The organism is Pseudomonas sp. LBUM1663 (genome assembly GCF_059695905.1).
In genome coordinates this window covers 5894335-5907917 of record NZ_CP166792.1, presented here as the reverse complement: position 1 = coordinate 5907917, position 13583 = coordinate 5894335, and the positions used below count along the sequence as shown (strand labels likewise).

General features: G+C 62.1%; 10 protein-coding genes. 4 read left to right on the top strand and 6 right to left on the bottom strand.

All coding sequences use genetic code 11. From position 1 onward, the window contains the following. The first annotated feature begins 61 nt into the window (after positions 1-61). Positions 62-2179, top strand: coding sequence for a mechanosensitive ion channel domain-containing protein (locus ACA075_RS27055; protein ID WP_497296290.1), 2118 nt, complete (start codon positions 62-64; stop codon positions 2177-2179). Between the two features lie 97 nt (positions 2180-2276). On the opposite strand, the gene ACA075_RS27050 is transcribed toward ACA075_RS27055, so the two are convergent. Beyond that, positions 2277-6602, bottom strand: a complete 4326-nt coding sequence (locus ACA075_RS27050) for a DEAD/DEAH box helicase (protein WP_497296289.1) — start codon at positions 6600-6602, stop codon at positions 2277-2279. 324 nt (positions 6603-6926) lie between these two features. Here ACA075_RS27050 and ACA075_RS27045 point away from each other — a divergent pair, with 324 nt between their 5' ends. Together ACA075_RS27045 and pgnE are read left to right on the top strand one after the other, a co-directional pair. Continuing rightward, on the top strand, positions 6927-7811 hold the full coding sequence (locus ACA075_RS27045; RefSeq protein WP_219097488.1) for a sugar nucleotide-binding protein: 885 nt from the start codon (positions 6927-6929) through the stop codon (positions 7809-7811). Then, positions 7804-8736, top strand: a complete 933-nt coding sequence (pgnE, locus tag ACA075_RS27040; RefSeq protein WP_497296288.1) for a UDP-N-acetylglucosamine epimerase PgnE — start codon at positions 7804-7806, stop codon at positions 8734-8736. Before ACA075_RS27045 ends, pgnE begins: the two co-directional genes overlap by 8 nt. 197 nt (positions 8737-8933) lie before the next feature. Here pgnE and ACA075_RS27035 read toward each other — a convergent pair whose 3' ends face one another. The 5 genes from ACA075_RS27035 to ACA075_RS27015 all read right to left on the bottom strand — a co-directional run bounded on the left by ACA075_RS27035 (position 8934) and on the right by ACA075_RS27015 (position 13106). Next, complete coding sequence (locus ACA075_RS27035) at positions 8934-9632, bottom strand: OmpW/AlkL family protein (protein ID WP_219097486.1); 699 nt, start codon at positions 9630-9632, stop codon at positions 8934-8936. Positions 9633-9853: 221 nt separating this feature from the next. Then, positions 9854-10366: a DUF3299 domain-containing protein gene (locus tag ACA075_RS27030; protein WP_497299343.1), complete on the bottom strand. Its 513-nt coding sequence runs from the start codon at positions 10364-10366 to the stop codon at positions 9854-9856. Positions 10367-10377: 11 nt separating this feature from the next. After that, entirely contained in the window at positions 10378-11643 is a 1266-nt protein-coding gene (locus tag ACA075_RS27025) for an ABC transporter permease (RefSeq protein ID WP_497296287.1), read from the bottom strand. 1 nt (position 11644) lies between these two features. Further along, positions 11645-12355: an ABC transporter ATP-binding protein gene (locus tag ACA075_RS27020; protein ID WP_497296286.1), complete on the bottom strand. Its 711-nt coding sequence runs from the start codon at positions 12353-12355 to the stop codon at positions 11645-11647. 166 nt (positions 12356-12521) lie between these two features. Beyond that, a complete protein-coding gene (locus tag ACA075_RS27015; RefSeq protein WP_497296285.1) occupies positions 12522-13106 on the bottom strand; it encodes a DUF2796 domain-containing protein in 585 nt (194 codons plus the stop codon). 134 nt (positions 13107-13240) lie between these two features. Between ACA075_RS27015 and ACA075_RS27010 the strand changes: the two genes are divergently transcribed. After that, a complete protein-coding gene (locus tag ACA075_RS27010) occupies positions 13241-13582 on the top strand; it encodes a hypothetical protein (protein WP_497296284.1) in 342 nt (113 codons plus the stop codon). Position 13583: the final 1 nt, after the last annotated feature.

The window sequence follows — 13583 nt, the reverse complement described above, 5'->3', positions numbered from 1 at the left end:
CGAACTTGCCCGCCATTTCCCGATCAGTTCCTTACAGACCCTTCCCAAGGAGCTTCCCGTTTTGCTCAAGTTCAAGACCGCGATACTGCTGGGGGCGTTGCTGTTTCTGGGCAGCAACGAGTTGGAAGCCGTCACGCTGCCGGGTGTTCCCGCCGCTGCCGAGGAGCCTGCTACGCCTGAACCGTTGGTCCAGGGCGGCCTGCTCGGGGCCATCAGCTCCAGCATCGACGACGTTCAGGACAAGCTCGACCTCAACGAAAACCTGGTCGATGCCTGGCGCCTGCGGGCCGACCGGGCGGCGAATGAGGTGGACAAACTGGTCAATCGACCCTCCAACCGTTCAGGCTGGAGCGTGATTGGCGACTTCCTGATGTTGTCCGGCGTCTGGCTCGGCAGCTTTGCCTTGCTCACCGTACTCGGCGGGATCCTCGCCAAACGCTTGAACCAGGGCCGCTATCTGCGAACCCGCCAGCGCAGTCAGGACCTGCTCAATTATGTGTTGCCTTACACGCTACCGGCCCTGATCTGTCTGCCGTTGACCCTCTACGTCAGCCACTTCCTGCCAGCCTCGGTGGGCCGTGCGCTGGCGCTGTGTTTCGCCTACGCCACCAGCAGCGGTATTTTCTCGACCTCGATGCTGCTCTGCGTGATCGTCATGTTCAACACTGGCCACAAGCGCACGGCGGTGCAGATCATCCGCGATTTCTGCCCACGACCGCTGTTCCTGATCGGCTTTCTCGCCGCGCTCAGCGATGCGCTGACCAGCCCGCAGATCGCCCGGCAACTGGGCGGCAACATCACCAGCAGCGCTGCAGTGCTGACCGGGTTTTTCGTCTCGATCATCTTCGGATTACTGGTGATCCGTTTGCGGCGCCCGGTGGCACATCTGATCCGTAACCGACCGCTGGCCCAGCGCCTCAAACAGCCGTCGCTGCAAGAATCCCTGCGGATCTTTTCCGGGCTCTGGTACTGGCCGATCCTGCTGATGGTGATGGTCTCGGCGATCAACCTGCTCGGCGTCGGCGATGACAATCAGAAAGCCCTGCGCTGTGCGTTGTTCACCACCATCCTGCTGATCGCCACGGTGTTCCTCAGCACGATTTTCCAGCACATGTTCAAGTCGCGTCAGGTCGCAGCGATCCAGCACAGCAGCGCTTACAAGGAGCGTTTTCTCAGTCTGCTGCATGCGCTGCTGCGGATTGTCATGGCCGTGGCCTTCATCGAAATCCTCGGGCGGATCTGGGGTGTGTCGCTATTCGAATTCGCCGAGCAGAACTCGGTAGGGCGGGCGATCAGTGAGTCGTTGAGCAGCATGGGGCTGATCTTTCTGGTGACCTGGTTGCTGTGGGTGGTGCTCGATACGGCGATTCAGGAAGCATTGAAACCTCCGGTCAACAAACGCACGGCGCAACCGAGTACGCGGGTCAAAACCATCCTGCCGCTGTTGCGCAACGCGATCAAAATCATCCTGGTGGTGATCTGCGCGATCACCACCATGGCCAATCTAGGGATCAACGTCGCGCCCTTGCTGGCCGGTGCCGGGGTGGTCGGCCTGGCCATCGGTTTCGGTTCGCAGCAACTGGTGCAGGACGTGATCACCGGGTTGTTCATCATCATCGAAGACACCCTGTCGATCGGCGACTGGGTGGTGCTCGACTCCGGCCATGCCGGCACGGTCGAGGGCCTGACCATCCGCACTTTGCGCCTGCGGGACGGCAAGGGCTTTGTGCATTCGGTGCCGTTCGGTCAGATCAAGGCAGTGACCAACCAATCACGGCAGTTCGCGTATGCGTTTTTCTCGGTGCAGTTCACCTACGACACCGATGTCGACAAAGCCATCGAGCTGATCCGCGAGGCGGGGGATTCGATCCGTGAGGACGCGTTTCTCAAGTACAACCTGCAAGGTCCGCTGGACGTGTTTGGCGTCGACAAAATGGACCTCAACGGCGTGGTGCTGACGGCGCAGTTCCGCACGGTGTCGGGTGGGCAATATGCAGTAAGCCGGGCGTTTAACCAGCGGTTGAAGAAGCTTGTGGATAACAGCCCGTGGGTGCATTTCGCGCAGACTTATCCACAGCAGGTTTTGATGCCGAAACAGGCGATGGCCGGGCAGGAAGACGACGGGCCGGCGCCGGAGAATTCGCCGGTGTTGTTGCCGGATCAGCCGCGTACTCAATAGCACCGCAAACCCTGTAGGAGCGAGGCTTGCCCGCGAAGGGCGCACCGCGGTTTATCAGTAGAACCGTGTCTTCGTTCTTCGCGGGCAAGCCTCGCTCCTACAGGGGATTGTGGCGGATCAGCTTGCTGTGTAATTCAGCAGTCGATTGCTGATCCAGCTCCACCCAGAAAACCTGCTTGCCGGCAATCTCGGCCGCCGCCGGCAACCCGTCCCGATACACCAACCGATTACTCGCCAACGCCGGCACCTTCGCCCCGGGCAATAACGTCCCGGCAAGGTTCAGCGGATCAACCCCGCACACCGCGATCAAACTCCCGTCATGTGGTCGGCGCCGGACTTCGCGCAGCAATGGTATCGCCTCAGGCAACGCAAATTGCTCCCCGGCCAAGCCACTGACAAACCGCCCACCGCGAATCTCCCCGCGAGCCTCCAGCCGATGGAACGTGCGCAGCAACTCGCGCCAGCTCGGCAACCAATCCGCCTCCCGTTCCAGCAAGCGCCAGAACACCACGCCGTAGCGTCTCAGCAAGGTCATGGCGATGTGTTCCAGGGTGTCACTCGGCGTCGGCGCCGGGCGTTTGTTATCCACAACCGTCGCGGCCGGACCGCGTCGCAGCAAGGCCCAGCGCCCGGCATCGTCCATCCCGCCGACAAACGCCCCACGCCCACGTCGGCTGCTGCGGTTCTGTCGTTTGCTGGCCGGAGTGATCAGCGCTCGCAGGCCGGCGAAGCTGTCGGCGTTCACCAGCCCGGCGCCGACCAGTTCCTGCAAGGCAATTTCCAGCTCGGCGCGCAGCAGGTGCGCCTCGTGAACCAACTCATCGAAAAACAGCGCGCCATGCTGGCTGAGTGCTTCGTAGACTTTTTGCGTCTTGGGCGACAGTTCACTGACCGGGGTCTGCTCGGTCAGGCTGCTCCACAACCCGACCTGACTGCGCGGCAGCAGCAGAATCGGTGTGCTGCGCAGCGCGGTGCCGGCCGTCTTGTTGCGCGCAGTCAGGCGCGTCCAGACCAGTTTGCCGCTGCGGCACAGGTCGTCCAGCCAACTCGCCGAATAGCCTTTGATCCGCATCGGCAGAATGTCGCTGTCCCAAGCGGAAGCGGCAGCGGGATAGCCTTCGAACTGCGCGACGATGGCGGGCAACACCGCGTTGCCCTGGCCTTGCGTCGCGGCCGACAGATGCTGCCAGTCGAACAGAAACCGCATGAAATCCTGCAACGCCACCGGCTCGATTTCCCGCCGCAGGCGCTTGACCGTGTAGCGATGAATCCGCGCCAGCAGGTGCCGCTCACACCATTCGTCCTCACTGGCGCCAGGGGTGAATTGACCGCGCAGCACATAACCTTCGCGCTCCAGTTGCGCCAGCGCTTGGGTGACTTCAATGGCCGGCAATCCCAAGGGTTCGGCAATCGCTTGCAGCGGCAGTGGACCAAACGCGCTAAGCCGCGCGCGAATCACTTCCAGCACGGCTTCGTCCGTTTCCCAGACCTCATCGAATCCCGGTAGCGCCTCCAGTGGTGGCAGCAAATTCGCCTGTGGATAAATCGCCCGCAGGCAAGTCAGACGCTCCAACGCCAACCACAGCGATTGCTTGGCGTTGAGCTGCAAACGGCTGGCGCGGCCGCTTGCAGCGAGGGCGTTCAACCAGTCGAGCCAATGCGCATTGGCCTGTGCCTCGGCATCGGTGATGCACGCCAGGCTCATCAAGGCTTCGTGCATTTCATCGACGCCCGTCGGGGCTGGCCAGGTTTCGTCGCGCACCGCTTGAATCGCTTCTGCATCCAGCGCACCGAGGTCATCGGTGGACTGCGGATCGGTCCAGCGCCGGTTGAGCACCGCTTGGGTGCGGCGTTCTTCCAGCGGCGCATCGTCGAGAAAGGTGTAGGGGCGGGCGCTGAGGATTTCTGCTGCCAGCGGCGAGGGTGCCGGCAAATCGCGGCTGATCAGCCGGACATCGCCGCTTTCCATGCGCCGCAACAACGCCAGCCAGCCTTCGCTGTCCATGGCTTCGTGCAGGCAATCATCGAGGGTTTGTTCCACCAGCGGATGCTCGGGAACTTCACGTTCGCCAGCAAGGTTTTCCACACAGGCGATCTGATCGGGAAACACGCTGGCGATCAGGTCCTCGCTTTTCATGCGCTGGATCTGCGGCGCGACTTTGCGTCCGCCGGTGTAACGCGGCAACGCCAGCGCGACCCCGGCGTTCCAGCGCCAGCGCACGCCGAACAGCGGTGCGTCGAGTATCGCCTGGATCAGCAAGTGTTCGGCGGTGTTGCTATGCACATAACGCCAAACATCGTCGAGTTCGAAGCTGTGGCTGGTGGACAGCGACAGCACGATCGCGTCTTCGCTGGCGGCAGCCTGCAATTCGAAGTTGAACGTGCGGCAGAAACGCTTGCGCAGGGCCAAGCCCCAGGCGCGGTTGATGCGACTGCCGAACGGCGAGTGGATGATCAATTGCGTGCCGCCGGATTCGTCGAAAAACCGCTCCATCAGCAGCGTGTCTTGCGAGGGCAGGGCGCCCAATGTCAGGCGTGCCCGGGCCAGGTAATCCACCAATTGTTCGGCGCTGGCGAGGTTCAGGCCGAGGGTGCCGGTCAGCCAGTCGGTGGCCGGTTGCAAGTCGCCCGGTGTGGCGCCGAGCAGGTCGTCGAGCTGCGCCTGCAGACGCGCCACGGCAAATGACAATTCAGCGCTGCGCCACGGCGCTTCCCCGAGCCAGAACGGAATGGTCGGCGGCTGGCCCTGAGCGTCTTCGACCCGGACCTTGCCGGTGTCGACGCGCAGGATTCGGTACGACGTATTGCCCAGTTGGAAGATATCCCCGGCGATGCTTTCCACGGCAAAGTCTTCGTTGACGCTGCCGATGTTCAGCCCTTGAGGCTCCAGCAGCACGCTGTAATCGGCGTTGTCCGGAATCGTTCCGCCGCTGGTCACGGCCGTCAGTTTGCTGCCCCGACGACCGCGCAACGTGCGGGTTACGGCGTCACGGTGCAGGTACGCGCTGCGGATCCCCTGACGACCGTTGTAGCCCTCGGCGAGCATATTCAGCAGCGCCTGGTAATGTTTTTCGTCGAGGTCGGCGTAAGGCGAGGCCTTGCGGAACATCTCCAACAGCGCCTGCTCCTGCCATTCCCGGCAGCTGACCTCGGCGATGATCTGCTGCGCCAACACATCCAGCGGTGCCTTGGGAATTTGCAGGGTGTCGAGTTCACCTCGGCGCACACAGTCGAGCAGGGCGGCGCATTCGATCAAGTCATCGCGGGTGGTGGCGAACAAACGGCCCTTGGGCGTGCCGCCGACCTGGTGCCCGGAGCGGCCGACCCGTTGCAGAAAACCGGCAATCGAGCGCGGCGAGGCGATCTGGCACACCAGGTCGACGTCGCCAATATCGATCCCCAGTTCCAGCGAGGCCGTGGCGATCAGCACTTGCAGATCACCGCGCTTGAGGCGCTGCTCTGCGTCGAGGCGAAACTCCTTGGCCAAGCTGCCGTGGTGCGCGGCGACGGCCTCTTTGCCCAGGCGCTCACTCAAATGCCGGCTCAGGCGCTCGGCCAGGCGCCGGGTGTTGACGAACACCAGCGTGGTGCGGTGTTCGCGGGCGAGGGCGGCGAGGCGGTCGTAGACCAATTCCCAGACATCGTTGGCCATCACGGCGGACAGCGGCACTGGCGGCACTTCGATGTCCAGATCCCGTGGGCGGGCGTGGCCGATGTCGATGATTTCACCGTCGCGGTCACGACCCACGAGGAAGCGCGAGACCGCCTCGATGGGTTTTTGCGTGGCGGACAGGCCGATGCGCATCAGCGGGACCGCACACAGTGCCTGTAAACGTTCGAGGCTCAGGGCCAGGTGGCTGCCGCGTTTGCTGGCGGCGATGGCGTGGATTTCGTCGACGATCACCGTGCGCGTGGTGCCGAGCATCTGCCGGCCAGAGTCTGAACCGAGGAGCACATAAAGGGATTCCGGGGTGGTCACCAGAATGTGCGGTGCATTTCGGCGCATGGCCGAGCGCTCTTTTTGTGGCGTATCGCCGGTGCGCACGGCGGTGTTGATCTGCAATTCGGGCAGGCCCATGGCGCGCAATTGCTCGGTGATGCCGGCCAGCGGGTTTTGCAGGTTGATCTGGATGTCGTTGGACAGGGCCTTGAGCGGTGAGATGTAGACCACCAGGGTTTCGTCGGGCAGGTGGCCGCCGTTGTCCAGGCCGCGATGGACCAGGTCGTCGATGACCGCGAGGAAGGCCGTGAGGGTTTTGCCGGACCCGGTGGGCGCGGAGATCAGCGTCGAGCGGTGCTGGCGGATCAGCGGCCAAGCCCGGGCCTGGGCGGCGGTGACCGTCGGGAAGGTATTGCTGAACCAGGCGCTGACGGCGGGGTGGAAGCCTGCCAGGGCCGGGTCCGTGGGGATGGGCAGATTCATGGGTGATTTATGCGGGTGGGTGACTGAAGATGCAAGTACCGCTCGGGATCTGCGCTGTACTTCAGGGCCCTATCGCGGGCAAGCCCGCTCCCACAGGATTATGTGTTGATCCAATATTCTGTGGCCATTCGATAAACCTGTGGGAGCGGGCTTGCCGGCGATGAGGCCAGTAGCAGCACCACAAATCCCTGGGATCTACACTTTACGGATGACGGTTGCGCACTAAACCCGCAAAATGCAACGATTCCGGCAACTATCAACGACATCGCCCATGGGCGCTGTCGATAAAACCATCGTTCCAATCAGACTGGGCCTGCTGACTCTATGCGAATGCGCCTTATGTTACTGGGCGGCGGAAATGCCCTTGGGCAGGCGCTGATTCGCCTCGGTGCGGAGGAAGACATCGGTTTCCTCGCCCCCCGCCCACCGCAAGACGGCTGGGATGCCGCGAGCCTGACGCAACTGCTCGACGACACCCGCCCGGACGCGCTGATCAATCTCGCCTACTACTTCGACTGGTTTCAGGCGGAGACGGTCAGCGAACAGCGTCTGGCCGGGCAGGAGCGGGCGGTCGAGCGTCTGGCCGAACTGTGCCAGCACCACAACATTGTGCTGCTGCAACCGTCGAGCTATCGGGTGTTCGACGGCTCCCGGGCGACCGCCTACAGCGAAAAAGACGAGCCGGTGCCGCTGGGCTTGCGCGGTCAAGCCTTGTGGCGGATCGAACAAAGCGTGCGCGCCACCTGCCCGCAACACGTGCTGCTGCGATTCGGTTGGCTGCTCGATGACAGCCCCGACGGCACCCTCGGGCGTTTCCTCGGTCGCGCCGAACAGCCGGAAGAATTGCTGATGGCCGACGACCGCCGGGGCAACCCGACACCGGTCGACGACGCGGCGCGGGTGATTATTTCCGTGCTCAAGCAACTCGATTGCGCGGCGCCACTGTGGGGCACCTATCATTACGCCGGGCATGAGGCGACCACGCCGTTGGCGCTGGGGCAGGCGATCCTGACCGAAGCCCGCAGCCTGCATCCGCTGGCCATCGAAGCGCCGACCGCCCAGGCCCATGCCGCGCGCCCGGACGCCGCCGAAGAGCCGCAACACGCGGTGCTGGCCTGCAAGAAAATTCTGCACACTTTCGGGATCAAGCCCCGCGCCTGGCGCGCGGCACTCCCGGGCTTATTGGATAGGTTCTATCGCCATGGCTGACGGCCCTGTTTTAATCACCGGCGGCGCCGGCTTCATCGGCTCACACCTGACCGATGCCTTGCTTGCCAAAGGCCATTCGGTGCGAATTATCGATGACCTGTCCACCGGCAAACGCAGCAACCTGCCGCTGGACAATCCCAAGGTTGAACTCATTGTGGGCGACGTCGCCGATGCGGCGCTGGTGGCCCAGGCCATGGTCGGTTGCAGCGCCGTGGCGCATCTGGCAGCGGTGGCCTCGGTGCAGGCCTCGGTGGACGATCCGGTGAAGACTCACCGCAGCAATTTCATCGGCTCGCTGAATGTCTGCGAAGCCATGCGTCAGGCCGGCGTCAAGCGCGTGCTGTACGCCTCCAGCGCTGCGGTCTACGGCAACAATGGCGAAGGCGAGTCGATCGATGAAGACACGCCCAAGGCGCCGTTGACACCGTATGCGTCGGACAAACTGGCCAGCGAGTATTACTTCGATTTCTACCGTCGCCAGCATGCCCTGGAACCGGTGATTTTCCGCTTCTTCAACATTTTTGGTCCGCGCCAGGATCCGTCGTCGCCGTACTCCGGCGTAATCAGTATTTTCAGCGAGCGCGCGCAAAAAGGCCTGCCGATCACCGTGTTTGGCGATGGCGAGCAGACACGCGATTTCGTCTACGTTGAGGATCTGGTGGGCTTGCTGGTGCAAGCCATCGAGCAACCGCAGGTCGACGTTGGCGCGGTCAATGTCGGCTGGAACCAGGCGACTTCCCTCAAGCAAATGCTTGAAGCGCTGGAGGTGGTGGTCGGTCAATTGCCCCCGGTGAATTACGGCCCGGCACGCTCCGGTGACATCCGCCACTCGCGAGCGAACAATCGGCGATTGCTGGAGCGGTTTACCTACCCTGAGCAGACACCGATGCGTGTCGGCCTGGCGCGGTTGTTGGAACGATCATGAAAAAGGCGCCTTTCGAGGCGCCTTTTTTGTGGCCGGGAATGCTTCTTTGGCTGATGCAGGACCTGTGGCGAGGGAGCTGCTCCCGCCGACTGCGCAGCGGTCGCCATCAATCCAAGGTCTGCTTGCCCGAGCGCAGACCGGCCTAGCGGGAGCAAGCTCCCTCGCCACAAAAGCTACAAAAGCCATTCAAGTCCTTCTTAGAACTTGTAACCCAGGCCAACCATGTAGATGAACGGATCAACATCCACATCGACCTTGGCCCGAGTGCCCGGAGCCACGGCGTTGTTTTCCACGGTCGCCGTGGTGTCGATGTCGATGTAGCGCACTTGGGCGTTGAGCATGATGTTGTCGGTGATCATGTAGTCAGCACCGACCTGAAACGCCATGCCCCAAGAGTTATCCGCCTTGAAATTGCTGAAGCCGTTGGCCTGTGCTTCGCTGCCGACGTGTTCGTCGTAGATCCAGGTGTAGTTGATACCGGCGCCGACATACGGCTGGAATGCGGACTTCCCGTCCAGCGGGTAGTACACAACGCTCAAGGTTGGCGGCAGGTGTTTCAGGCTGCCGAGTTTGCCATTGGCTGCGCCCAGGGCGGTGCCTTTAATCTTCACGTCATGCTCGAATGGCGTGGCCGCCAGCAGCTCGATCCCCCAGTGGCTGTCGATCATGTAAGCGAAGTTCAGGCCCAGCTGCGTGTCGCTGCTCATGGTGGCCTTGCCACCCAGGTCGGCGCCGGCCAGCGGGCCTTGATCGACCTTGACGCTGGAGCTGTCGGCTTTCGGGTTGACGGTGATTGCACCGGCACGAACGAGGATGTCGCCGGCTTCGTGGGCGTAGGCGAGCGGGGCTGCAAGCGCGAGGGCAAACAGCGAAGCGCTGAGCAAGGACTTGTGCATGGGGGCTCCAGAGGACGTTAAAAATATTCGATGTCCAATGGTACGGAGGCGTCTGATACGGTCTTTTGATTCAGCTCAATGAAAGTGGGATGGGGTGGTTTTTGTGGCGTTTCTGAATGCCTCATCGCTAGCAGGCTAGCTCCCACAGGGGTATGCATTCCAAATGTGGGAGCTAGCCTGCTAGCGATGACTATCGATCAAACAACACATGACTGCCGGATTCACTCCGGCAATTCATACACATAAATCTTGTCCGCCTCCATCTGATACCCCGCATCCGCCAACTCACTGGTCGACGCTTTGACCTGCAACGCCCCCTCGATCCAGTACGGCTGATACAGCTCATCCAGCTTCACGCCCACTTCGCTTTTCACATGTACGATCTGGTTCGACGGCGGTGGCGGCACATGGATGCAGGCGCCGAAATAGGGCACCAACAAAAACTCGGTGGTGCGACCTTCCTCGCTCACTTCCAGCGGCACGATGTAACCCGGCAAGCGAATGTTCTGCCCGTCGAGGTTTTTCACCACCGGCGCGTTGGGCATGTCCTGCTTGGCGGCGGGCGCCGACTCAAGGGCGCTGCTCATCTGCGACAGGTCGTGCAGCGGTGTCATGTTCGGCACTTCCGGTGCGGCGTCCGGGGGGATCATTTCCGACCAGGTCAGGTCTTTCGGCTCGGCCGCCCATAGTGGCAGGGCGACCAGCATCAACAGCGCAAGCAGAGCGCGGGGCATCATTAACGTCCTCATAATCGGATCGACAGGCCATCGGCCAGGGATTGGCGGTACGCGCGCCAGGCCGGCACGCTGCCCATCAGCAACGCGGCGATCAGGATGCCACCGAGCAGCGTCCATTCATATTCACTGGGCCAGGCGAGTGGCAGGTACAAGCCGTAATTGGCTTGCACATAGCCCTGGGCCAGGGCGATGCCCACGTACAAAAGCCCCAGCCCGGCGATCACGCCGGACAGGGCCAAGGCAAACGCCTCCAGCACCAGCAACGTTGCGATGTGCCACGGCCGGGCACCGACCGAACGCAGAATCGCCATCTCGCGACGTCGTTCGTTGAGGCTGGTGAGAATCGCCGTGAGCATGCCGATCAACCCGGTCAGCACCACAAACAGCGAGACCACGAACAAGGCTTTTTCCGCCGTGCTCATCAAACTCCACAGCTCTTGCAGCGCCACGCCGGGCAGGATCGCCAACATCGGCTCGCCACGGAATTCGTTGATTTCACGTTGCATGGCGAAGGTCGAAATCTTGCTGTTGAGGCCAAGCATGAACGCGGTGATCGCTTGCGGCGTCAGGTCCATGTTGCGCGCCTGATCGGCGCTGATCCGGCCTTTGCCCTGGGCCGGCACGCCGTTGTGCCAGTCGATGTGAATCGCTTCCATGCCGCCGAGGCTGATGTGCAACGTGCGGTCCACCGGGGTTCCGGTGCGCTTGAGAATGCCGATCACGGTGAACGGTTTGTCGTCGTGCTTGACCAGGCTGATCACCGCCACGCCGTGGGCCAGCACCAGTTTGTCGCCAAGTTTGTAGTGCAGCGCGTCGGCCACTTCGGCACCGAGTACCACTTCGAACGGATCGCTGGCAAAGGCGCGCCCATCGGCCACTTCGAGGTGCTGCTGATGGCCGTATTGGTAATGCTCGAAGTACGCCTCGGTGGTGCCCATCACGCGGTAACCGCGATGGGAATCGCCGAGGGACATCGGGATCGCCCACTTCACTTTCGGGTTGTTGGCGAAGTGTTCGAAGCTGTCCCAACGAATGTTGTTGGTGGCGTTGCCGATGCGGAACACCGAGTACAGCAACAGGTTCACCGAACCGGAACGTGCGCCGACGATCAGGTCGGTGCCGCTGATGGTGCTGGCGAAACTGGCCTTGGCTTCGGTGCGCACCCGTTCCACCGCGAGCAGGAGGCAGACCGATAGGGCAATGGCGAACGCGGTGAGGATCGCGGTGAAACGGCGGTTAGCCAGGCTGGCCATGGCTAGACGAAACAAATACATTTCAGACCTCGAACGGGGTAGCGGCGCGATTGAGTTCAGCCAGCGACAGATGGCGATCGAACAGCGGCGCGAGGCTTTGGTCGTGGCTGACAAACAACAGGCTCGAACCGGCCTCACGGCATTCGGCGAACAGCAGGCGAATGAAGTTTTCCCGAGCGTCGTGGTCCAGCGCCGAGGTCGGTTCGTCGGCGATCACCAGCTCCGGCTGACCAATCAACGCACGCGCGGCGGCGACCCGTTGCTGTTGGCCGATGGACAGCGAATCGGCGCGGCGGCTGAGGAGGCTTTCATCTTTCAAACCTAAATGTGCGAGCAGAGTGGCGGCGGCCTGGTCGACGCTGCCGTGGCGCTGTTTCGCCCGTTCGGCGCGTAACTTTGAAAAGTGGCAGGGCAACTCGACGTTCTCGCGCACCGAGAGGAACGGCAGCAAGTTGAACTGCTGGAAAATGTAGCCGGTGTGGTCGACGCGAAAGCGGTCACGAGCGCCGGCGCCGAGTTCGGTCAGTTCCTGGCCCAGCAGGCGAATGCTGCCGCGGTCGGGTTTCTGCACACCGCCGAGCAGGCCGAGCAGGGTGGTCTTGCCGCTGCCGCTGGGGCCTTTGAGGAACAGGGTTTCGCCGGGCTCCAGGCGAAATGCCGGGATGTCCAGCAGCGGCGGGTGACCGGGCCAACTGAAGCCCAGGTCGGACAGTTCGATGAGTGCTTGGGTCATGGCGCCGGTTTCATTGGGTTTAGATACTTGTCTCAATTTCACCTTCAACACAAACCCCCTGTGGGAGCGAGCCTGCTCGCGATGAGGCCATCACCTTCAACATAGATGTCGACTGTTCGGCCGCTATCGCGAGCAGGCTCGCTCCCACAGGGGATCTTCGGTGAATTTAGAATTTCAGGGCGGCAGCCTTGGCCGTCACTTCAACCCCTTGCTGCCCACTCGGGCTGATCAGCTGTACCTGAATCTTCTGGGTGGCCGGGAAAGTGTTGAAGATATTTGCCAGGTCCAGGGTTTTCAGCGCGCCGGGGGCAGAGCAGGTGAACTGATAGTGGGCGTGGATTTCGCTGTGGTCGTGGTGATGCTCGTCTTTGGCATCGTGATCGTCATCAGCATCCGGCTTGTCACCGAACAACGGGCTTTCCAGTTCCTGGGTCGCCACCACGCAACCGGCGGCTTTCGGCAGGTTGAACAGCACCAACGGCTTCTCAAGCTGCGCACGAGCGGCGGCGACTTTGGCCTTGTCGGCGTCAGTGGTGGCAACGTGTTCGAAGCCCACCAGGTTCATCGCCGGGCTTTCCAGTTCCAGCTCCAGGGTCTGACCGTCCAGCGCTGCATTCAGGCGACCGATGCCATGTTCGTGGGCGCTGAGGCTGCCGTGTTCATGATCGTGGTCGTGATCATGTTCTTCAGCGGCGCAGGCGACGGCCAGCGGCAACAGGGCAAACGGCAGAGCGAGAAGCAGACGGCGCATGGCGGGTCTCCGAAAGTAAAATGAAGAGTTTGTTATGTAATCTTATAACGAAAGCGCGGGGAGTTTGACCGTCTGCTTGGCGTTGCGCAAGTCACATGGGAGCATGCACGTCAGAAATGTGCAGGAGCAGACTTATGGTGCGTATACGCGGAAGCATCGGCGACTGGCCGGTGGATTTGACGTTAGAGATGGATGACGGCGATTGGGCGCGGCTTGGTGCGCAGTTGCAGGTGGTCAAGCCTGAGGTCAGTGTCGCTCCGGCCAAACCGGTGAATCAGGATGATGCGCTGTGGCAGGTCGCCAAAGACCTGCTGCGCAAGGCCGGTCAATTGAGCGGGCCGGATCTGCTGGAGCAGCTGGAAGGACTGACCGGCAGCGCGGGATCAGGCAAACGCCTGTTGGTGCGCCTGCGCCATTGCGCGGATGTGAAGGTGTCGAGCGGCGGGGATACGCCGCTCTACAGCTGGATCGAGTAAA